At 63.7% G+C, this 19,322-nt stretch carries 22 protein-coding genes; 9 read left to right on the forward strand and 13 right to left on the reverse strand.

Going from position 1 to position 19,322, the window contains the following annotated elements; all coding sequences use genetic code 11:
• Nucleotides 1-17 precede the first annotated feature (17 nt).
• On the reverse strand, nucleotides 18-344 hold the full coding sequence (locus O4220_RS03080; protein WP_032378612.1) for a hypothetical protein: 327 nt from the start codon (nucleotides 342-344) through the stop codon (nucleotides 18-20).
• A gap of 29 nt (nucleotides 345-373) precedes the next feature.
• Between O4220_RS03080 and O4220_RS03085 the strand changes: the two genes are divergently transcribed.
• The gene (locus O4220_RS03085) at nucleotides 374-1,126 is read left to right on the forward strand and encodes an alpha/beta fold hydrolase (RefSeq protein ID WP_269602095.1); all 753 of its coding nucleotides are present in this window, start codon (nucleotides 374-376) and stop codon (nucleotides 1,124-1,126) included.
• Here O4220_RS03085 and O4220_RS03090 read toward each other — a convergent pair.
• The 5 genes from O4220_RS03090 to O4220_RS03110 form a co-directional block, all read right to left on the reverse strand.
• Nucleotides 1,115-1,858: an AIM24 family protein gene (locus O4220_RS03090; RefSeq protein WP_269602096.1), complete on the reverse strand. Its 744-nt coding sequence runs from the start codon at nucleotides 1,856-1,858 to the stop codon at nucleotides 1,115-1,117. The genes O4220_RS03085 and O4220_RS03090 overlap by 12 nt on opposite strands.
• Nucleotides 1,859-1,869: 11 nt before the next feature.
• Complete coding sequence (locus O4220_RS03095; RefSeq protein ID WP_269602097.1) at nucleotides 1,870-2,547, reverse strand: AIM24 family protein; 678 nt, start codon at nucleotides 2,545-2,547, stop codon at nucleotides 1,870-1,872.
• A 1-nt stretch (nucleotide 2,548) separates the two neighbouring features.
• Nucleotides 2,549-3,157: an AIM24 family protein gene (locus O4220_RS03100; protein ID WP_027495163.1), complete on the reverse strand. Its 609-nt coding sequence runs from the start codon at nucleotides 3,155-3,157 to the stop codon at nucleotides 2,549-2,551.
• Nucleotides 3,158-3,233: 76 nt separating this feature from the next.
• On the reverse strand, nucleotides 3,234-3,908 hold the full coding sequence (locus tag O4220_RS03105; protein ID WP_269602098.1) for a response regulator: 675 nt from the start codon (nucleotides 3,906-3,908) through the stop codon (nucleotides 3,234-3,236).
• Nucleotides 3,905-5,533 (reverse strand): sensor histidine kinase, encoded by a 1,629-nt coding sequence (locus tag O4220_RS03110; protein WP_269602099.1) that lies wholly within the window; start codon nucleotides 5,531-5,533, stop codon nucleotides 3,905-3,907. Before O4220_RS03110 ends, O4220_RS03105 begins: the two co-directional genes overlap by 4 nt.
• 104 nt (nucleotides 5,534-5,637) lie before the next feature.
• Here O4220_RS03110 and O4220_RS03115 point away from each other — a divergent pair, with 104 nt between their 5' ends.
• From O4220_RS03115 to O4220_RS03130, 4 genes are read left to right on the forward strand one after another with little or no spacing between them, the layout of a single operon-like run.
• A complete protein-coding gene (locus O4220_RS03115; protein ID WP_269602100.1) occupies nucleotides 5,638-6,618 on the forward strand; it encodes a Bug family tripartite tricarboxylate transporter substrate binding protein in 981 nt (326 codons plus the stop codon).
• Nucleotides 6,615-7,154, forward strand: coding sequence for a tripartite tricarboxylate transporter TctB family protein (locus O4220_RS03120; RefSeq protein ID WP_269602101.1), 540 nt, complete (start codon nucleotides 6,615-6,617; stop codon nucleotides 7,152-7,154). Before O4220_RS03115 ends, O4220_RS03120 begins: the two co-directional genes overlap by 4 nt.
• Nucleotides 7,154-8,671: a tripartite tricarboxylate transporter permease gene (locus tag O4220_RS03125; protein ID WP_269602102.1), complete on the forward strand. Its 1,518-nt coding sequence runs from the start codon at nucleotides 7,154-7,156 to the stop codon at nucleotides 8,669-8,671. The genes O4220_RS03120 and O4220_RS03125 overlap by 1 nt, the downstream gene beginning before the upstream one ends.
• Nucleotides 8,668-9,057, forward strand: a complete 390-nt coding sequence (locus tag O4220_RS03130; RefSeq protein ID WP_269602103.1) for a universal stress protein — start codon at nucleotides 8,668-8,670, stop codon at nucleotides 9,055-9,057. Before O4220_RS03125 ends, O4220_RS03130 begins: the two co-directional genes overlap by 4 nt.
• A 60-nt stretch (nucleotides 9,058-9,117) precedes the next feature.
• On the opposite strand, the gene O4220_RS03135 is transcribed toward O4220_RS03130, so the two are convergent.
• Complete coding sequence (locus O4220_RS03135; protein ID WP_032379391.1) at nucleotides 9,118-10,095, reverse strand: LLM class F420-dependent oxidoreductase; 978 nt, start codon at nucleotides 10,093-10,095, stop codon at nucleotides 9,118-9,120.
• A 59-nt stretch (nucleotides 10,096-10,154) separates the two neighbouring features.
• On the opposite strand from O4220_RS03135, the gene O4220_RS03140 reads away from it, so the two are divergent.
• Nucleotides 10,155-10,535 (forward strand): VOC family protein, encoded by a 381-nt coding sequence (locus tag O4220_RS03140; RefSeq protein WP_269602104.1) that lies wholly within the window; start codon nucleotides 10,155-10,157, stop codon nucleotides 10,533-10,535.
• Nucleotides 10,536-10,541: 6 nt separating this feature from the next.
• Here O4220_RS03140 and O4220_RS03145 read toward each other — a convergent pair whose 3' ends face one another.
• Genes O4220_RS03145 through O4220_RS03155 form a run of 3 tightly spaced genes read right to left on the reverse strand, consistent with a single transcriptional unit; the run spans nucleotide 10,542 to nucleotide 13,631 of the window.
• Entirely contained in the window at nucleotides 10,542-11,651 is a 1,110-nt protein-coding gene (locus tag O4220_RS03145; protein WP_269602105.1) for a S1C family serine protease, read from the reverse strand.
• A gap of 38 nt (nucleotides 11,652-11,689) precedes the next feature.
• Complete coding sequence (locus tag O4220_RS03150) at nucleotides 11,690-13,234, reverse strand: metallophosphoesterase (protein ID WP_269602106.1); 1,545 nt, start codon at nucleotides 13,232-13,234, stop codon at nucleotides 11,690-11,692.
• Nucleotides 13,235-13,244: 10 nt separating this feature from the next.
• Entirely contained in the window at nucleotides 13,245-13,631 is a 387-nt protein-coding gene (locus O4220_RS03155) for a hypothetical protein (protein ID WP_269602107.1), read from the reverse strand.
• A gap of 34 nt (nucleotides 13,632-13,665) precedes the next feature.
• On the opposite strand from O4220_RS03155, the gene O4220_RS03160 reads away from it, so the two are divergent.
• Both O4220_RS03160 and O4220_RS03165 read left to right on the forward strand, forming a co-directional pair.
• Complete coding sequence (locus O4220_RS03160; RefSeq protein WP_269602108.1) at nucleotides 13,666-14,499, forward strand: DUF72 domain-containing protein; 834 nt, start codon at nucleotides 13,666-13,668, stop codon at nucleotides 14,497-14,499.
• Nucleotides 14,500-14,613: 114 nt separating this feature from the next.
• Nucleotides 14,614-15,630, forward strand: a complete 1,017-nt coding sequence (locus tag O4220_RS03165; RefSeq protein ID WP_269602109.1) for an NAD-dependent epimerase/dehydratase family protein — start codon at nucleotides 14,614-14,616, stop codon at nucleotides 15,628-15,630.
• 6 nt (nucleotides 15,631-15,636) lie between these two features.
• Here the strand turns inward: O4220_RS03165 and O4220_RS03170 are convergent, their stop codons facing one another.
• Nucleotides 15,637-16,203 (reverse strand): TetR family transcriptional regulator, encoded by a 567-nt coding sequence (locus O4220_RS03170; protein WP_269602110.1) that lies wholly within the window; start codon nucleotides 16,201-16,203, stop codon nucleotides 15,637-15,639.
• A 117-nt stretch (nucleotides 16,204-16,320) separates the two neighbouring features.
• On the opposite strand from O4220_RS03170, the gene O4220_RS03175 reads away from it, so the two are divergent.
• Nucleotides 16,321-17,904: an MFS transporter gene (locus tag O4220_RS03175; RefSeq protein ID WP_269602111.1), complete on the forward strand. Its 1,584-nt coding sequence runs from the start codon at nucleotides 16,321-16,323 to the stop codon at nucleotides 17,902-17,904.
• 67 nt (nucleotides 17,905-17,971) lie between these two features.
• On the opposite strand, the gene O4220_RS03180 is transcribed toward O4220_RS03175, so the two are convergent.
• Nucleotides 17,972-18,718 carry a GTP pyrophosphokinase gene (locus tag O4220_RS03180; RefSeq protein ID WP_269602112.1) on the reverse strand — a complete coding sequence of 249 codons (747 nt, stop codon included), beginning with the start codon at nucleotides 18,716-18,718 and terminating at the stop codon, nucleotides 17,972-17,974.
• Between the two features lie 422 nt (nucleotides 18,719-19,140).
• Nucleotides 19,141-19,296 (reverse strand): DUF6131 family protein, encoded by a 156-nt coding sequence (locus tag O4220_RS03185; RefSeq protein WP_094608853.1) that lies wholly within the window; start codon nucleotides 19,294-19,296, stop codon nucleotides 19,141-19,143.
• Nucleotides 19,297-19,322 lie beyond the last annotated feature (26 nt).

A 19,322-nucleotide genomic window follows, 5' to 3' on the forward strand; every position in this document is an offset into this window, starting at 1 on the left:
GGTCAGCTGCACCCGATTCAGTCCTCCAGAACGCTGACGCTCACGCCGTAGGGCAGGAAGCGGACGCGTCGACGCGGGTCGGTGTTGTCCTTGTGCGCGCGGAGGGCATCGAGTTCGGTGGCGTAGAGCTGGTCGATCTGTGGCGACCCGGCGTCGTCGACGCTGTAGATCGCCCAGACTCCGTCACCCTTCTGGCCTGTGGTTTCGGGCTCCGGTGGAGCCTTCGGTGCCCCGACGTTGGAGGCGAACAGCGAGCCGACCACCTCGCGGAGTCCCTCGGTTGCTTCACGGGCGAACTTGTCGAAGTCGTCGGATCCGAATCCGAAGGGTCCTTGGTTGGCCATGGCAATACCTCCTCAGGTGATACTCCAGTATGCGCGTTTTCTCCGAACAGCCGCCGAGCGTCCGCGCGCTCACGTTGCCGGGCAGCACCGACTCGGCTCTGGTCTTTCTGCACGGCCTCGGCTCGGCGGGCGTCCCGGCATTCGGTGCCATCGCTGTAGATGCAGCATTCGAGGGTCGAGAGCGGCTGCTGCCGGATCTGCTCGGCTTCGGATTCAGCGATCGACCGCTCGATTTCGGCTACTCGCTCGACGACCATGCTGCTGCCATTGCCGACCTGCTCGATCAGCGGAATCTGACGTCGGTCGACCTCGTCGGCCACAGCCTGGGTGGATCGATCGCCACCGTGCTCGCCCACCGCAGGCCGGATCTGGTGAGCCGACTGATCGTGCTCGAACCCAACCTGCTGCCGTGGGACGGCACCGCCAGCGTCGAGATTGCCCGGCAGTCGGAGGCAGAGTTCCTCGACACCGGTATGGACCGGATGATCGCCGAAGCCGATCCGGACTGGGCGTCCACTCTGCGCGTTGCCGATCCGACCGCGCTCCATCGCACCGCCGTCGGGCTGTGCGTGGGACCGGATCCGACGGTGCAGGCCATTCTGGAGTCGCTCACCGTACCGCGGTTGTTCGTCTACGGAGAGCGCACGGGCGCGCCGAGTCAACAGGACCGGTTGGCTTCGGCAGGTGTGGTTTTCACCTGCATCGACGATGCCGGGCACGTCATGATGTCCGACAATCGCGAAGGCGTCGTCGAGGTGCTGCGAACCGGGCTACTGCTGTAGCCGGGCCCCGATGGTGTTGTGCAGAGACCGCAACGAATTCTGGCCGAGCGAGACCGTCTGAGATTCGATGTAGCGCAACAGGTGTGAATCGTTGAGTACCTTCTCGCTCGACTGGATCAACACGGTGCCGGCACCGGTGAAATCGAACTGACGCTCTTCGCCGCTGTTGGCACCGAGAAATCCGCGTGCAGCACCGAGAAAGTTCTGCATCCAGTCTGCGTCGAAGTGATGCGACGGTGACGGGCAATCCGCCCATCCCACAAGCGCTTCCGGGTCGATGCGCAGCGGCGGCTCGGCGAACATGACGGTACCGTTGGAGGAGGCCAAGAACTTTCCGGTACCGAGCAGCGTCAGAAATCCCGGGACGATGGACTGCTTGAGATCCAAAGTCGGCTCGAAAGCAAGCAGATTCGCGGCTCGAATCGTGAGGTTGCCGTCGTCGAGGTCGTAGCTGTTGATGTTGAACCCGCGGTCGCCGAGGATCAGCTTGCCCTGGCCCTGCGCCAGAACCCAGTCGTTGGAGTACAGCGGAGACGAGAACCGCGCGGCGACGATAGCAGGCATCGACGTCTGCCCGAGCGGCTCGAAGCGAATGTTGCCGTAGTACGCGATCATCGCGCCCTTGGAGGTGAACCACGGCTGGCCTGCGAGTTCGACGCAGAACGCGTAGTCGTTGCCGGGAACGTTGTCGTTGACCGGCAGGGTGTATGGGTTGTGAATCTCCAAACTCATTGCGCCGCTCCCTAGAACTTCTGCTCGGACGCCTGGACCCACACGGTGCCCGTTCCGGTCATCTTGAGTTGAATCGCCTCGCCGCTGCCTTTACCGACGGCGTCACGCCAGCCGACATTTGCGGAGATGTCGACATTGATGTTGCCGATGTGACACACGTACGCCTGCGGATCGACCACGACCATAGGGTTGTTGGGCCCGACCTGCAGCGGAGTCGCGCCGCCGTGCGAGAGAACCGCGACGCTGCCCTGGCCGGTCAGCTGTGTCGTGAACAGACCCTGCCCCGTCATCGCTCCGCGCACTGCTCCGCGGACGCCGCCCTGCGAGGTCAGTGCAACGATGGAACTCTGGAGGTAGCCGTCGTGCACCAGGAGCCGGTCGGCTTCGACGGTGAGCATCGACGAACCGTCGAGATGGATCACCTCGACGTACAACCCGGCGTGACCGTAGAAGACCTCGCCCTGCCCCTCGGCGGCCATCATCGCCACGTGCTCGCCTGCCATCATCCGGCCGGCCATCCCGGCAACGCCGCCCATGCCCGGCATGGCACCGGCCGAGCCGCCCATCGAGTGCGGAACGAACCGCACGTCGCCGGTGTAGTAGAGCATCGATCCACGCCGCGCGAGCACGTTCTGATTCGGTGCCAGAACGGATTTCACGACTTTGCTGTTGACGAGTTCGAGTGGCACGTCAGCGCTCCTCGGGTTGGATGTACACGACGCCCTGGCCGTCGAAGCGGAGGGAGAACGCCTCGCCGCTGCCGCCGCCGATAGCGGAGCGCCACGTGACGTCGGTGACGAAGCTCTGATTCAGCTGGCCGCGGTGGGCGACGAACGCGTCGGGATCGACGACGAGTGGGTACTGAGGATCGACGGCGAGGGCGATGATCGGCCCACCCTTCGACAACAGTGCCACGGTGCCCGATCCGCTGACGACCGTGGTGAACAAACCCTGCCCCGACGTTGCGCCACGAAGACCGGAGAACTTGACGTCGGTCTTCAATTGCCCTGTGAGAGCTAGCAATTGGGACGACTCGACGTGCAGGTTGTCGCCCTGTACCTCGACGAGAGTGATGTCCTGGGCGTCGACGGCGAAGTAGACCGTGCCCTTGCCGGACACGTCCATCAACGACAGCGACTCGCCGGTCACCTTCTGTTTGAGCGCGGCGCGGAATCCGCCCCCACCGCCCATCCCAGCGCTCTTGAAGGCGACATCGCCCTCGTACGCCACCATCGAACCCGACATCGCGCGCAGGGAGTCGCCGGTCAGGTCTGCGACCAAGACGCGGTGCCCGTTCATCCTCAGCTGAGCCACGGGGGAACTATGCCACTGCTCGCGCCGTCGTGGCTACTGCTGGCCGATACGAGGCACGCCACTATCGACGGCGATACAGTCGTTCCGGTCGCCCGGCCCGGCCGTACTGCAACCGGATGTCGAGAATCTCGTGCGTCAAGTAGTGCTCGAGGTAGCGGCGCGCGCTCACGCGCGAAATTCCGACGAGGTCGGCACATTCGCTCGCCGATAGTTCGGTTCCCGGCGTGATGACGCCGAGCACCGACTTCCCCGTCTCGGCGGACATTCCCTTGGGCAGCTGCACGCGTTCGGCGGCGGCGGTCCCACGACCGAACAGAGCGTCGACGACATCTTGGTCCAGCCGATCCGAGGAGAGAGCCTTCCGGCGCGCCAGAAACGCGTCGAGCTTCTCTCGCAGGTTCACGTACTCGAACGGCTTGATGAGGTAGTCCGTGGCACCACCGGTCAGCGCGGCACTGACTGTGTCCAGCTCACGAGCGGCGGTGATCATGATGACGCCCACGGCGTTGTTCTGCGAGCGCAATGTTCGCAGTACGTCGAGCCCCGATGCGTCCGGAAGATGAACGTCGAGCAGGATCAGATCCGGCTGCAGTTCGGCAGTGGCAGTGAGTGCTTCCGCTGCAGTACGAGCTACACCCACTGCCCTGAAGCCGTCCGTGCGGTCGACGAAGCGACGATGAATGTCGGCCACCATGAAGTCGTCGTCGACCACGAGGACGCTTGTCGATGCGGTCATCGTTCTCCTGTGCTCTCTCGCTCCGGCAACGGGATTCGCACCCGGAATCTAGCGCCCCCGGCGGCGGCGTCGTCCACCATCGCTGTCCCGCCGTGTTGGGTACTGACCAATCGGACGAGAGCAAGACCGATGCCGCGCCCGCCGGGCAGGTCGGGTTTCGAGGTCACTCCCCGTGAGAACACCGACTGCCGCATCTGTTCCGGGACCCCTTGGCCCGAGTCGGTGACGTCGATGACCAGATCATCTGTGTCGACGATGGCGACCCTGATGGCACGCTCACCGGACTCGCGCGATGCGTCGAGTGCATTGTCCACCAGATTGCCCACCACCGTGATCACATCTGTCGACATCGCGGGGTCGAGCGGTCGCAGTGTGGACGCGGGCTCCAGGGTCAGGCGCACACCGATTTCTGCTGCCAACGACGTCTTCGCGATGAGTAGCGCTGCCACCGCTGGGTCGTGGATGTGTGCGGTGATCGATTCGCTGATCTCCGCGCGCCTGCGAGTGAGAGTGCCGACGAGGGCTGTCACCTCGTCGTAACTGCCCAACTGGGCCAGCCCGGAAATGGTGTGCAATTGATTGGCGAATTCGTGAGTCTGAGCGCGCAGCGTGTCGGTGACACTTCGGTGTGACGTCAGCTGACTCTGCATGGAGGCGAGCTCGGTGCTGTCACGCATCGTGGTGACGGTGCCGATGTGCTGTCCGCGGCTGGTGGCTGTGCGGCGGTTGAGTGCGAGCACCCTGTGTGCGGTCGTGACGATGAAGTCCGCCACCTCTCCGTCGGACTTCAGAACGTCCAGTACCCCGTCGTCGATGCCCACGTTGTCCACCTGCTTGCCGACGACGGTGGGATCGAGCCCGAGGAGTGTGCATGCGCTGTCGTTGATCACGGTGATGCTGCCGTCGTTTCCGATGGCGATCACTCCCTCACGAATGCTGTGCAACAACGCTTCTCGATGGTCGGCGAGGCTTGCGATCTCGGCTGTCTCCAGGCCGAGTGTGTGTCGCCGCATTCGGCGAGAGAGCAACCAGGACCCCACGGCACCCAGGCCGGCGCCGATTGCCAGGTACAGAATCAATCTCGCTCCGGACTCGGACAACAGCGTCCACGTCGACGGGTACCGCTCCGCCACGGTCACGAGGGCGAGGACCGAACCGTCGGGTGCCAGGACCGGGACGTGGCCGGCAATGGACCGGACGCCCGCAGATTCGATATCGCCCGACCACCCGCGGCCGTCGAGAACGTCACTGTCTCCCAGGGCGGCTGCGCTACCGATTCGGGTGGGATCGGTGGACACGATCACAGCACCCTCGGTGGACACTATTTCCGCCAGTGATGCGCCCGAGAGCGCGACCGCCCGATCGACGTCGGGTGCGAGCGTTCGCTCGACCAACGCGGTGCCGAGCTGATCACGCACTATCGGAGTCGACGCCAGATTCTCGGCAACGGAGAGCATCCGAGCTCCGCGTAGGTCGCGAAATTCATCGGTGGACTGCTCGATCGATATCGCGGCGACGGCACCGAGTACGAGGGTGAGGACGGCGAGCTGCAGCAGCAAGTACTGCCCGGCGAGGGTGAGGGTGTGTCGTCGGCTGACTGCTCGTCGACTCTGTCGCGACCACAAAGAACTTAACTTCCATTGGTTTCTCAAAAGTGACTCGCATCACGTACGGACCGATACTTGCTACCGATCACAGTCTCACAGAGACCGAACCGAATCGAGGACCGATGCCCAGAAGGCTGACAGTGGTGTTGGCACTGATCCCGCTGCTCGTGCTGGCGCTCGCATCATGTGGCGTCACCCGAGGTGACGAGGGCGAGGGGCTGCACCGCATCCGGATGATGGTGCCCAACAGCCCCGGTGGTGGCTACGACCTCACCGCACGAACCGCAGTGAAGATCATGGAAGAAACCGACATCACCGGCCGAGTAGAGGTCTTCAACGTCATCGGAGCAGGCGGAACCGTCGCCATGGCCCGATTGATGAACGAGGCAGGCAACGACGACCTGATGATGATGATGGGACTCGGTGTCGTCGGGGCGATGTACACCAACGGCTCGACCGATCGAGTCTCCGACGCCACCCCGCTCGCCAAGATCGTGGAAGAGCAGGAGGGGATTCTCGTCCCTGCGGATTCGCCGTTCCAGACCGTCGGCGACTTCGTCGAGGCGTGGAAAGCAGACCCGTCGTCGGTGACGATCGGCGGAGGATCCTCGCCGGGCGGACCCGACCACCTGTTCCCGATGGAAACCGCTCGCACGGTGGGCGTGGATCCGACGGCCGTGAACTTCGTGTCCTACGACGGCGGCGGCGATCTGTTGACGGCCCTGCTGGGCAACAAAATCTCCGCAGGCACGTCGGGGTTGGGCGAGTACGTCGATCAGATCGAGGCCGGACAGGTGCGAGTGCTGGCCGTATCGGGAGCCGAGCGACTGCCCGGCATCGATGCGCCGACCCTGACCGAAGCCGGCATCGATCTGCAGTTCACCAACTGGCGCGGTGTTCTCGCACCGCCCGGCACACCCGAAGACGTTCGTGCACAGATGGTTGCGGCGTTGACCGAACTGCACGGCACCGACGAATGGAAGGAAGCGCTCGTGACGAACGGATGGATCGACGCATTCGAGACCGGACCCGCTTTCGAGCAGTTCCTGCGAGACCAGGATGCCCGGGTCGAGTCGACACTCACCGAATTGGGACTCGTATGACCGCCACGGTCGACCGCACCGACGATGGCGGCGAGACCGGGTCGGAGCCGGTCGGTCCGGACCGCGCGCAGCTCCTGGTCTGCGCGGTACTGCTGGTGGTCGGCGTATTCTTGATCGTCGACGCGCTCTCTCTCACAGCGGAATTCGCCAAGGTCGACCCCGTGGGTCCGAGGCTGATTCCTATCGTCGTCGGGATCGCGATGCTCGTCTGCTCCGTTCTGCTCGCCGTGGCCACCCTCAGGGGTAGCCGAGGTGAACAGGATGGTGGTGAAGACATCGACACCTCGACTCCAGCCGACTGGAAGACCGTCGGACTGCTCGTCGGGCTGTTCGTGGCGACGATCGTGCTCGTGGACACGCTGGGCTGGGTGATCGTTGGTGCGATGCTCTTCGGCGGAGCCGCAACGATTCTCGGCAATCGGCACTGGATTCGTAACCTGGCGATCGGGCTCGTTCTCTCACTCCTCAGCTTCTACGCGTTCTACGTCGGGCTCGGGATACCGCTGCCTGCAGGCATTCTGGACGGAATACTCTGATGGACAATCTGAACTGGCTGATGCAAGGCTTCTCCGAAGCCGTCACCCCGATGAATCTGCTCTATGCGTGCATCGGCGTGCTGCTGGGCACCGCGGTCGGGGTCCTGCCGGGGATCGGCCCGGCAATGACCGTCGCGCTGCTCCTTCCCATCACCTACAACGTCAGCCCCAGCGCCGCATTCATCATGTTCGCAGGCATCTACTACGGCGGCATGTACGGTGGCTCGACCACGTCGATTCTGCTCAACACACCGGGCGAATCGTCGTCGGTGATCACCGCTATCGAAGGCAACAAGATGGCCAAGGCCGGGCGAGCCGCTCAGGCGCTCGCCACGGCCGCCATCGGATCGTTCATCGCCGGATCGATCGGAACCATGCTGCTGGTGCTGTTCGCCCCCATCGTCTCGCGCTTCGCGGTGTCGCTGGGAGCGCCCTCGTACCTGGCAATCATGTTGCTGGCCTTGGTTGCTGTGACCGCAGTACTCGGCAGCTCGAAGCTGCGCGGGTGCATCTCGCTACTGCTGGGACTTGCCATCGGTCTGGTGGGAATCGATTTCCTGACCGGCCAGCCCCGAGCCACGTTCGGTGTCGCGCAGCTTTCCGATGGAATCGACATCGTTGTCATCGCAGTTGCAGTGTTCGCGCTGGGCGAGGCACTCTGGGTCGCTGCACATCTGCGCCGCAAGCCCGCCGAGGTGATTCCCGTCGGGCGTCCCTGGATGGGCAAGAGCGATTGGAAGCGATCGTGGAAGCCGTGGTTGCGCGGTACCGCATACGGATTCCCGTTCGGCGCCTTGCCGGCCGGTGGGGCCGAACTGCCGACATTCCTGTCGTACATCACCGAGAAGAAGCTCTCCAAGCATCCGGAGGAGTTCGGTAAGGGTGCCATCGAGGGTGTTGCCGGGCCGGAGGCAGCCAACAACGCCTCTGCAGCAGGAACTCTCGTGCCGATGCTGTCACTGGGTCTGCCCACCAACGCCACCGCGGCAGTCATGCTCACCGCGTTCGTGTCCTACGGAATTCAGCCCGGACCGACGCTGTTCGACAAGGAACCGCTGCTGATCTGGACGCTGATCGCGAGCTTGTTCATCGGTAACTTCCTGCTGCTCGTGCTCAACCTCCCGCTGGCACCGCTGTGGGCGAAGCTGCTGCGCACACCGCGGCCGTATCTGTACGCAGGAATTCTGTTCTTCGCCGTGCTGGGTGCCTACGCCGTCAATCTCCAGTGGCTCGATCTGGTTCTGCTCCTGATCTTCGGATTGCTCGGACTGATGATGCGGCGCTTCGGACTACCCGTCCTGCCGCTCATCATCGGAGTCATCCTCGGCCCGCGAGTGGAACGTCAACTGCGCCAGACGCTGCAGCTCGGCGGCGGCGAATGGAGCAGCGTCCTGTCCGAACCCATCGCCATCGTGGTCTACATCGTCATCGTTCTGCTGCTGGCTGCGCCGTTCGTGGCAAAGCTCGTACGACCCCGTACTGCACCCACCCTCCAGAAGACGAAGGAAAATGCATGATCGTCGTCGGCTACACCCCTGACAAATTCGGTGCTGCGGCACTCGAACACGGAATCGCCGAGGCGAAGTTCCGCAGCACCGGCCTCAAGGTCGTCAACACCTCCACCGGTGACTCCTTGGCCGATCCGCGATTCGCCGATTCCGAGGCCATGACGGAGTTGCACGCCACTCTCGATCGTTCCGGGGTCGAGTACGTCCTGGACCAGGCCGTGGTCTCGGATACCGTCGACGCCCTGCTCACCGTCATGGATTCGGACGATGCCGACGTACTGGTGATCGGGATCAGGCACCGATCAGCAGTGGGCAAACTGCTGATGGGCAGCTCAGCACAGCAGCTGCTGCTCTCGTGCCCCAAGCCGGTGCTGGCGGTCAAACCGCCTCGATAGCACCGGTTGGCCATGCTTGTCGCCTGCTCCGCCTACCGGGCGGAGCAGGCGACAGCCGTGTCAGACGAGCGGCTTCAACGCCTTGCCCGCCAGCTCGACGGCTCCCGGCTGGTGTCCGTTGGTGATCAGGTTGATGATGACGCCGTCGATGCCCTGATCGAGGACGCGCTTCTGTACCTGCTCGGCGACATCGTCGGGGGTTCCGCAGAAGTGGCGATCGGTGGCCTTCGCGGCGTCCTCCTCGGACAGGTTCGTCAGATCCAGGCCCTGCTTCAGCACGAACTCGCGCTGCAACTCCTTGGCCTTGTCGCCGTCCTCGTCGATGATGACGAAGGCGAGGAAGCTCGTTTCGAGGTCCTTCGGGTCGCGGTCGACTTCCTCGCATCGAGCCTGCACCGCCGCCATCTTGCGCGGCAATTCCTGTGCGTCGCAAATGATGTTGAGGTGATCGGCGAACTGTGCGGCCAGGCCGAACGTCTTCTTCTCGCCACCGCCGCCGAGCATGATCGGCAGATCATCGCGGATGCGGGGCTCGTTCATCGCGTTCTCGACCTGATACCAGAGTCCGTCGAATGTTGGGCGCTGGCCGCGCAGCATCGGCTCGATGATCTGCAGGGCCTCGTCGAGCCGCTCGAACCGATCGGTGAACGTACCGAATTCGAGTCCGAAGCTCTGGTGCTCGAGTTCGTACCAGCCGGCTCCTATGCCGAGGATCGCGCGACCGCCGCTGACGACGTCGAGCGTGGTGACGGTCTTGGCCAGGATCGCCGGATTGCGGTAGGTATTTCCGGTGACCAAGGCAGAGAGCTGGATGGTGTCGGTGGCCGTCGCAAGGGCGGACAGCGCAGAGTAGGCCTCGAGCATCGGCTCGTCGGGCTTGCCGATGCCGGGAAGTTGGTAGAAGTGATCCATCACGAACGCGGTGTCGAACCCGGCCGCTTCGGCCTCGCGCGCCTGCGCGATGACCTGGGGAAAGAGTTCTGCGACCGAACCGTCGTAGCTGAAGTTGGGCATCTGGTAACCGAGGCGAATAGTCACGAGATCCACGCTACTCGGATATCGGCCCACGGCACGTGCGAGAGCGCGATAATTCGACGATGACCATCATGGATCTGACCAGGCAGCCCTTCTCCGGGTTTGCTGTCGACGACCTACCCGCGGCGCGAACCTTCTACGCCGAGACGCTCGGTCTCGAGGTGACCGACAACGAGATGGGCATGCTCGAACTGCACCTCGGGACGGGCGCGATCGTGCTGGTCTATCCGCGTCCCGGGCACGTGCCCGCGCAATACACGATCCTGAACTTCCCGGTTGCCGATATCGAGAGCGCCGTCGACGCCTTGACCGCGAAAGGAGTTGTGTTTGCGCAGTATCCGGAGATGGGCACCGACGAGAAGGGGATTTTCCGGCATGGTGGACCGCTGATCGCCTGGTTCACGGACCCGGCGGGAAACGTGTTGTCGGTGTTGCAGGGCTGACGACCCTCACGCTGTCGGGGTTCCCTGGGCGAGAGTGACTGTGCCGGAACTGGTGACACCCGCATCGTCCACCCATTCCACGACGGCGGAATCGCCGGGGATGCGGCCGACGAGCGCCTCCGACAGATCCGACGAGGACTGCACGTCCGCTCCGTCGAGCGAGACGATGATGTCTCCGGCCGACAAGCCGAGAATCTCGGCCGGGGAATCGGAGTTCACCGAGACGACGGCAGCCCCCATTGCCGGCTTGTTCTCGAAGACCGACACATCACGCACCGACACTCCGAAGTACGGAGTCGGGCCCACATGCACTGTGCCGCTGGACTGCCCAACCAATACCTGATCGAGCACGGCAACCGCCTCGCCGATGGGGACGGCGTAAGCCTCGGGTGCCTGGGGCGGTGCGAACTCGGTGCCGTTGCGGGCGTCGTCCGACAACCCGGCGGTGTTCACGCCCACCACCCTGCCCCAGGCGTCGAACAGTGGCCCACCCGAATCCCCCGCTCGCACATCGGCATCGACTCGAATCATCTTGTCCAGTGTGTTCCGCGAGCCGTCCACCGAACTTCGGGTACGCACCTGCTGATCGAGGGCGGTCACAGACCCGGGTGCAGGCACCAATACCCCTGCGCCCGAGGCATTCCCGATAGCCGTGACTGCATCACCCACGTCGGGAAGAGAGTCCGGTGCCAACTCGACCACTGGCAGGTCGGCCGCGGTGATCAACTGCACGACCGCCACGTCACGAGACTTGTCGTAACCGAGCACGGTGGCGTCGTAGATCAGTCCGTTGCCCATGTTCACCGCGCTGATCTCGGTGGCGAACTCCACGACGTGGAAGTTGGTGAGCACGATTCCGTCGGGGGCGACGACGAAGCCGGTGCCGGCGACCCCTGAGAGGCCGGCGAACGCCGACAGCGTGACGACGGCTGGATCGACCCGAGCCGAGAGCTCGTCGAGAGTCAGCGGTGGCGGTTCGACGACCTGAGCAACGGGTGGGACGGGTGCAGGCGCGGCGGTGAAGTCCGCGGTCCCGGGATCGAGTGGCGGCGTCGCGAACAGCCATATACCGGCAGCGACCAGCGTCAGAACCACCGCTCGTCCACCCGACCGCATAGAGATCGATTATGGTCCGGTGGCGTCGGAGGTGCCAGCTAGTTGACGATCACGGCCCGTGGCACGTCGGCGCGCAACGTGAAATCGGTGACGAACTCGCCGTCCTCGGGTCCGTACCGGCTCTTGATGTCGTAGTTCTCGACGTCGTATGCGTCGAGCGTCGGCGAGTGCGTCGTGACGGCCATCGTCGCGCCGTCGACGTCGAATTGGAGCAGACGCTGAAAGCCGGTACTTCGTTCGCCGTCGACCTCGAAGTACTGGTAATCGGCCAGTAACTGCACGACGGTACGGTCGGTGTCGCCGACATTCTCGTCGACCACGGCAACCTGGCCGTCCACGTGCCCGGACAGTACGAGGAAGACCGACTCGTGAGGCACGACGAGTCGGTTCCAGATCTGTTGACCCGAACTCGATCCGATATCGCCGAACCCCATCAGCTTCTTCTCGCCGAGTTCGTCCAGGTAGTAGTGCGTACCGATGACCACGTTGCGGTCGGGGTGATCGTCGAGCACCCGTTCTGCCCACTGCATGACCTTCTCCGGTGGGTTGTAGCCGATGAAGAGCATGAGAAATTTCGCGCCTGCGATGTCGACCAGATCGTAGTGCGCCGAATTGTCCTCCGCCGTAAAGGAACCGCCCCAGTACGGCTGATCGCGATAGCGCTGTGGGCCGAAATATTCGTTGTAGAGCGCGTGATTCTTCTCGTGCTCACCGGGAACCAACTTGCCCGCTGCGTTCCAGATGTTGTCGTGGTTGCCGGGCAGCACGCCGTGGGCAATGCCGGCGTCTTCCAGGATGCTCATGGACTCGCTCGCCGCCTCGAATTCCCTGCGGGCCTGAGTATCCGGGCGACCTGGGCTGATCCAGCTCTGAATGAGGTCGCCGGTGTGCATGCTGTAATCGATCTTCAGCTCGTCGGCGTTGTCGGCAGTCCACTGCGTCATGTCCGAATACACACCGGGGTCGTCGCGAGAGATGTACTGGGTGTCGGTGATGTGTTGAAGCGCGAAGTCGTAGGTGTCGGCGTCCGCGAAAGCCCGGTCGGGGGTGGCGTTGGTCTCGGCGAACGAACGATCTGCTCGTGGACTGTCGATGACGAGGACCTCGACAGTGCCGCTCCCACTGGCTACGTCGGCGCTGAGTTCGATCGGCCCGCCGGGTGTCGCAGGTTCTGCTGCCGTGAGCGCCGGACCCCAATCGGCCGTCGATTCGTTCCACACGTGCAACGCGAGATCGTTGGTGTTGACCGATCGACCGGACCAGGTGAGCGTCGTTCTCTCGGTCCCCGGCACCACCGAGACGGTGTAGCGAAGATACGGGTATTCGTCCCATCCGGAAGTCTGCATCTCGGTGGTCGATGATTCGACTCCGACCTCGTGCGTAGTCGGATCCGATTCTGTCGCGATCCCCGAGACCATCGACGTGGTGATCGCTGCGGGAACCGTCGTCAACCCGACACCCGGTACCGCAGCGGCCTGGCGGGGCGTCGGGTGGTCGCGACGCTCGGCTCCCGCGTCGGCACCGGTGAGGGCGAGCAGCACACAGGCCAGCGCCAGGGAGCCGAGGGCCGGTGGGCGCTTCATGTCTTCGAGGCTACCGATACCAGCGCCAGAGCCGCGGCGTCGTGATGACGAGGAGCACTGCGAGGGCCGTGACCACAGCCTGGCCGACGCGGCCTGCTGTCACGCCCTCGGCTGGATCGTGCGGTGGGTAGTTCACGACGGCATTGGCCGCGGCGTCGAGCATCAGTGTCGTGCAACCGATCAGCAGTCCGATCCGCCTGCGCTGCGCGATGAGAACCGCCGCGAGCGGATCGAGGACGACGAGTGCGACGAAGAACCACGCGATTACCACGGGTACGCCAGGGTAGGGATCCCCTCCGCCGCCGGCCAGTTGAATCAGATGAACCACCGTGCCGTAGGCGAACACGGCAGCGAACAGGTACGTCGGTATCCGAACGTGTCGCGGGGCTGATCGCACGAGGACGACGCTACTGCCCGTCTACAGTCGGCTCATGTCCGCGCAGCATCGACCTCGGGTTTCGATCGGTATCTCCGGCTGGACCTACGCACCGTGGCGGGGAGATTTCTATCCGGAGGGCTTGGCGCATCGAAAGGAGCTCGAGTACGCGTCCGAGCACCTGACGTCGATCGAGATCAACGGCACCTTCTATGCGATGCAGAAGCCGTCGAGCTTCACCAAGTGGCACGACGAAACCCCCGACGATTTCGTGTTCGCCATCAAGGGCGGCCGATACGTCACGCACATCAAACGGCTCGTGGGCGTCGAGAGTGCACTCGCGAACTTCTTCGCGACCGGTGTGTTGACTCTGGGGGACAAACTGGGTCCGTTCCTGTGGCAGTTGCCGCCCAACCTCGAATTCGATGCGCAGAAGGTGGCCGACTTCTGTGCCCTGTTGCCTCGAACAGTGTCAGCTGCAGTGTCGTTGGCGGAATCACGGGACGACAAGTTGGCAGAGGATCGAGTGTTGTTGCCTGCTCCGTCTTCTCGGCCTCTTCGGCACTGCGTGGAGGCCAGGCATCAGAGCTTCGCCTCCGACGAAGCGGTCGAGTTGTTGCGGCGCAACGATATTGCCTTCGTCGTCGCCGACACTGCCGGAAAGTATCCGTACGTCGATACTCCGACAGCGGATTTCATGTATGCCCGACTCCACGGTGACGAGGAGTTGTACGCCAGCGGCTACACCGATGAGGCCCTCGATCGATGGGCCCAGAAGATTTCCGATTGGACGTCGACGGGACGGGACGTCTACGTGTACTTCGACAACGACATCAAGGGCTACGCGCCGTTCGACGCCATGAAACTCATCGAACGCGTCGGTAGGTGAGTATTCAGGTCTCTAGCCTTTTTCCAATACAGGCGCGTGTGCTCTGCTGTGAGCAGCGCGCGGAGGTGGAGATCCGGCAGCGAGAAGGCTCGTTCACCGGCACACTGGACGCATATGAAGCTACTGGTTCTCGGCGGCAGCGACTTCGTGGGGCGAACGGCCGTCGAGCATGCCCTCGCGCTCGGTTGGGACGTCACCGTGCTCAATCGCGGCACGACTGCGTCCGATCCTCGGGTCACGCAACTCGGCGGTGACAGACGCGCGGTCGACGGACTGGATTCGTTGCGAGAAGCCAACTGGGACATCGCCTTCGACACCTGGTCGTGGGAGCCAGGTGTCGTGGCACAGTCGGCTTCTGCTCTCGCAGATCGAGTGCGGAGCTACGTCTATGTGTCGAGCCGATCGGTGTACGACGCGCCGGGAGCAGGTGCCACCGAGACCTGGCCGACGGTACAGGGGCCTGGCGATGACTACGCACGATGTAAGCTCGGTGGTGAGCAGGCCGCCGTCACGGCATTCGGGGTTCGAGCCTTGTTGGTACGGGCCGGGTTGATCCTGGGACCGTACGAGAACATCGGTCGACTTCCCTGGTGGCTGAACAGAATTGAGCGTGCCGGGGATGTTCTTGCGCCCGGTCCCGCCGACCTGGCATTGCAGTACATCGACGCGCGCGATCTTGTCGGCTGGAGTCTGGACGCGGCTGCCCGTGGGCTCGGGGGTCCGTACGACGTGGTGAGTCGGCCCGGGCATGCAACGATGCGCGAGGTTCTGCAGGCCTGCGTTGCCGCGACCCGGTCGGACGCCCGCCTGCGTTGGGTGGAACCGGACGTCCTCGGCGCTGCCGGCGTGCAACCCTGGACCGAGCTACCGATCTGGATTCCACCTGGCGCAGATCATGATTCCTTGCACGCGTCCGACGTATCGAAAGCATTCGCGGAGGGGCTTCGGACCCGGCCGATCCAGGAGACCGTCGCGGACACGTGGACGTGGCTAAAATCGCTGAACGGGCGTGCGCCGGTGAGGGGTGACCGCCCGCCGGTCGGACTCTCCGCCGACCGTGAGGCGGCAAGTCTGGCGAATGCCGGCTACGCCAATATTCGAGACTCTTGCAGTGGTACTAGAGAACAATAGAGAAGGCTACGGAGTGCACAATCGTCGCACGGCGGCCTCGATTTTCGACGCTCGACGCTGAATTTCGGCGTCATCGGCAGGCTCGCAGTGGAGGCTCGGCGCGGTCATCCAGGCCGAGGTGATGCCGAACATCATGGTGATCAGGTCGTCGACGGTGAAGGCGTCGGAGATCAGTCCGTCTTGTTGGGCGGCGGCCATGGCGTTGCGTCGCTCGGCGATGACCGAGTGGATGTCGTCGGTGCCCGTTGCCGCCATTCCGCCCTGAAGTTGGGTCCAGAGAAGCAGGCGGTGTTCCTCGGGATGCGCTGCGAGATGCAGGTATTCGCGCGCTGCATATCCGCCCAGGTCGTCGACCGCGAAAGGTACTTCGTCGATGAACCGTGCGAACCCGTCCTCGACCACGGCGCGGAACAGGGCTTCTTTGTCGCCGAAGTATGCGTACAAGCGCTCCTTGCTGGCCTTGGCCGCAACCGCAATGCGATCGACCCTGGCCCCGGCCAGTCCGTGCACCGAGAACTCGTCACGGGCGGCGACGACGATGCGGGCGCGGGTCGCGCTGGCGTCAGGTTTCATGGCGGCCACGATACCTCCAACCAACTAGTTCGTTTGACACTCGGTGCCAATTGGCTTACCTTTCTGCTCGGGACATTTTTCGTGCCCAGAATCAACGAGTACGAGTGGGGTACAAGCATGTCGCAGCACTCCGAGCGCGAAGCGCCGGATCTGAATCCGAACTACGAGCGCCGATGGCTGGTGCTGTGCATCGTCGCGATCACGCAGCTGACGATCGTGCTCGACGGCACCATCGTCAACATCGCGTTGCCGCAGGCGCAGCTGGACCTGGGTATCAGCGACAGCAGCCGCGCCTGGGTCATCACCGCCTACGCGTTGTCGTTCGGCGCACTCCTGCTGCTCGGCGGACGCATCGCCGACTATTGGGGACGCAAGCGCTCGTTCATCGTCGGCATGGCAGGCTTCGCCGTTGCCTCCGCTATCGGCGGGCTCGCCCAGGAAGGCTGGCAGCTGTTCATCGCACGCGCCGGCCAGGGCGTTTTTGCTGCGCTGCTCGCACCCGCAGCACTGGCCATCCTGACCGTCACGTTCACCGACACCAAAGAGCGCGCCAAAGCGTTCGGTGTCTTCGGCGCAATTGCGGGCGGCGGCGCAGCTGTCGGTCTGCTCCTCGGTGGAGTACTCACCGAATACGCGAACTGGCGCTGGTGCCTCCTGGTGAACATCCCGGTCGCCGTGATCGCCATCGCCGCTGCAGTGCCGCTGGTGAAGGAGAGCAAGGCGCACGGAGACACCCGCTACGACCTGCCCGGCGCGATCCTGGTCGCCTTGGGTCTGGCGTCGCTGGTCTACGGCTTCACCGAAGCCGAAGACGGTTGGGCGACGGTACCCACCATCTCGTTCATCGCGCTCGGCCTCGCTTTGCTGGCCGCGTTCGTCGTGGTCGAATCCAAGTCCGCCAACCCGTTGCTGCCGTTGAGCGTGCTGCTCGATCGTGACCGCGGTGCCGCGTACATCGGCTCGGCCGTCATCGGTGCCGCCCTGCTCGGTGGCACGTTGTACCTCACGTTCTACTTCCAGATCGTGCTCGAGATGAGCCCGGTGATCGCAGGCGTGGCGTCGCTTCCGATGACCGGCGGAATCCTGATCACCGCAGCGCTCGCGTCCGCACTCGTGCCGAAGATCGGACCCAAGCCGCTGATGGCCGTCGGTCCCGTCGTCTCGGCGATCGGCCTGCTCCTGCTGACGCAGATCGGCGTCGACACCTCGTACTGGACGCACGTGCTGCCCGGCGTCGTGCTGCTCGGCCTCGGTCTCGGACTGCTGATGGTGCCGATGCAGAACGTCGCGCTCATCGGGGTCCCCGATCACGACGCGGGTGCCGCATCTGCGCTGATCAACGCCACGCTGCAGGTCGGTGGCGCTCTCGGCGCGGCAGTGTTCACCACGGTGTACACCTCGTCCAAGACCTCGTACCTGGCCGAGAATCCTGCGCCCACTCCGCCCGCCGGGGTTCCCGCGGAGGCTCTCGCCGGCCAAGAGGTCCCCAGCGACGAAATGCTGGCCTCGCTGCCGGAACCGATCCGCAACTTCGTGCTCGCCACCATCGATCACGCCTTCGCGGCCGAGGTTTCCGGATACGCCTGGGCCTTCGGAACCGCCGCGATCCTGGTCGCGCTGGTGTGCCCGGTGGTACTCGGGCTCGTTCGTGCGAAGAAAGACGACCTGCCCGTCGGGGACACCCCGGTGCACATCGGATAGATCTCGCTGGACACACAACCCCGCTGCTCACCCGTCGAGCAGCGGGGTTTGTCGTTGTGTGGGGTACTTACTCCGGGTCGATCGCGTCGGCCTGCGCGGTGAGCAGCATGTGCAACAGCTCCGGCGGCAGGGCCATCGGGGGCATCGCACCGAGGGTGATGGAGTTCTCGGAATCTCCGTTCAGTTCCTCGACCTCGTCGTGCAAACTCTCCATCTTCTCGTCCAGTTTGTTGGCCGTCTCGGCGGCTTCGGTCAGTTCCGCCAACAGGTTGGGCGGTATCTGCCCGCGGTACTTGTAGAAGATCTTGTGCTCGAGGCTCGCCCAGAAGTCCATGGCAATCGTGCGGATCTGGAGTTCGACCAGTACCGGTTGGACGCGGTCGGACATGAAGACCGGGATTTCGACGATGAGGTGCAAACTCTTGTAGCCGTTGGCTTTCGGGTTCGCGATGTAGTCTTTGACCTCCACTACCCGAATGTCGCTCTGACTGCTGAGCATGTCCGCAATGCGGTACGTGTCGGAGATGAAGCTGCAGGTTATGCGGACACCGGCAACGTCGAAGATGTTGTCGCGAATGGCATCGAGCGTCAGTGCGCACTTCTTGCGTCGAGCCTTGTCGATGATGCTCTCGGGTGTCTTGAGCCTCGACGAAACGTGCTCGATGGGGCTGTATCGGTGGATGTGGGTGAATTCCTGCTTCAAGATGTTGATCTTGGTGATCAGTTCGTCGATTCCGAACTTGTAACTCATCATGAAGCGAGTGAAATCGTGCCTCAGCCGCACCGGGTCGACGACGGTTTCACTGTTGCTCATGGTCCCGATTGTCCACGATCGGCGGTCGTGACCGCGCGGCGCGGGAATCGAAGCTGGCATCACTGCACGTCGGACCGAGTTCCGGGGTGAAACGCACGAGACCACAGCTCTGGCATTGATGCGTACGGTGATGCCCACGATCACACGAGCAAGCACGTGAACCAACCAACACCGAGCCCGCGACGAGCGGATGGCCGTCGGTGCAGTGGGTAGGTGCTCGTTCGGCCCACCGATCGCCGACGCGGTAGAGCGATCCGGCAACCGGCTCGGTATCGCGCTCGCCGGATGCCATCGCGCGCAACCGCCTTCGAGAATGTCTACCGTCCGAGTTGGACCGCCCGAAGTGGCTCCGCTGGCCGCATCGCCAACTCCGGGGGCGGATTCAGACTAACAGAAGTCGAACGTATGTTCTAAACCGTGTGTCAAAACCACGTCTTTCGGCCACCGACGGCGCGCCCCATCGAACCGAGCACCGTCAGAACTGCGCCGACGACCACCAAGATGATGCCGACAGTCGTCAAAATTGAAATGCCGGCGAAATAGCCGATGAGGGCGAGGATAATTCCGAGAACGATCATGACCACTCCTGAAGTTGGGGTGAGCC

This window comes from Rhodococcus ruber, from assembly GCF_027270735.1.
GTDB lineage: Bacteria > Actinomycetota > Actinomycetes > Mycobacteriales > Mycobacteriaceae > Rhodococcoides > Rhodococcoides rubrum_A.

Coding starts and splice junctions, on each gene's coding strand:
- O4220_RS03150 (WP_269602106.1), bottom strand. CDS start 13,234: ATGAAGCGCCCACCGGCCCTCGGCTCCCTGGCGCTGGCCTGTGTGCTG.
- O4220_RS03180 (WP_269602112.1), bottom strand. CDS start 18,718: ATGAGCAACAGTGAAACCGTCGTCGACCCGGTGCGGCTGAGGCACGAT.
- O4220_RS03175 (WP_269602111.1), top strand. CDS start 16,321: ATGTCGCAGCACTCCGAGCGCGAAGCGCCGGATCTGAATCCGAACTAC.
- O4220_RS03115 (WP_269602100.1), top strand. CDS start 5,638: ATGCCCAGAAGGCTGACAGTGGTGTTGGCACTGATCCCGCTGCTCGTG.
- O4220_RS03165 (WP_269602109.1), top strand. CDS start 14,614: ATGAAGCTACTGGTTCTCGGCGGCAGCGACTTCGTGGGGCGAACGGCC.
- O4220_RS03100 (WP_027495163.1), bottom strand. CDS start 3,157: ATGAACGGGCACCGCGTCTTGGTCGCAGACCTGACCGGCGACTCCCTG.
- O4220_RS03120 (WP_269602101.1), top strand. CDS start 6,615: ATGACCGCCACGGTCGACCGCACCGACGATGGCGGCGAGACCGGGTCG.
- O4220_RS03090 (WP_269602096.1), bottom strand. CDS start 1,858: ATGAGTTTGGAGATTCACAACCCATACACCCTGCCGGTCAACGACAAC.
- O4220_RS03140 (WP_269602104.1), top strand. CDS start 10,155: ATGACCATCATGGATCTGACCAGGCAGCCCTTCTCCGGGTTTGCTGTC.
- O4220_RS03160 (WP_269602108.1), top strand. CDS start 13,666: ATGTCCGCGCAGCATCGACCTCGGGTTTCGATCGGTATCTCCGGCTGG.
- O4220_RS03185 (WP_094608853.1), bottom strand. CDS start 19,296: ATGATCGTTCTCGGAATTATCCTCGCCCTCATCGGCTATTTCGCCGGC.
- O4220_RS03130 (WP_269602103.1), top strand. CDS start 8,668: ATGATCGTCGTCGGCTACACCCCTGACAAATTCGGTGCTGCGGCACTC.
- O4220_RS03085 (WP_269602095.1), top strand. CDS start 374: ATGCGCGTTTTCTCCGAACAGCCGCCGAGCGTCCGCGCGCTCACGTTG.
- O4220_RS03170 (WP_269602110.1), bottom strand. CDS start 16,203: ATGAAACCTGACGCCAGCGCGACCCGCGCCCGCATCGTCGTCGCCGCC.
- O4220_RS03125 (WP_269602102.1), top strand. CDS start 7,154: ATGGACAATCTGAACTGGCTGATGCAAGGCTTCTCCGAAGCCGTCACC.
- O4220_RS03080 (WP_032378612.1), bottom strand. CDS start 344: ATGGCCAACCAAGGACCCTTCGGATTCGGATCCGACGACTTCGACAAG.
- O4220_RS03145 (WP_269602105.1), bottom strand. CDS start 11,651: ATGCGGTCGGGTGGACGAGCGGTGGTTCTGACGCTGGTCGCTGCCGGT.
- O4220_RS03105 (WP_269602098.1), bottom strand. CDS start 3,908: ATGACCGCATCGACAAGCGTCCTCGTGGTCGACGACGACTTCATGGTG.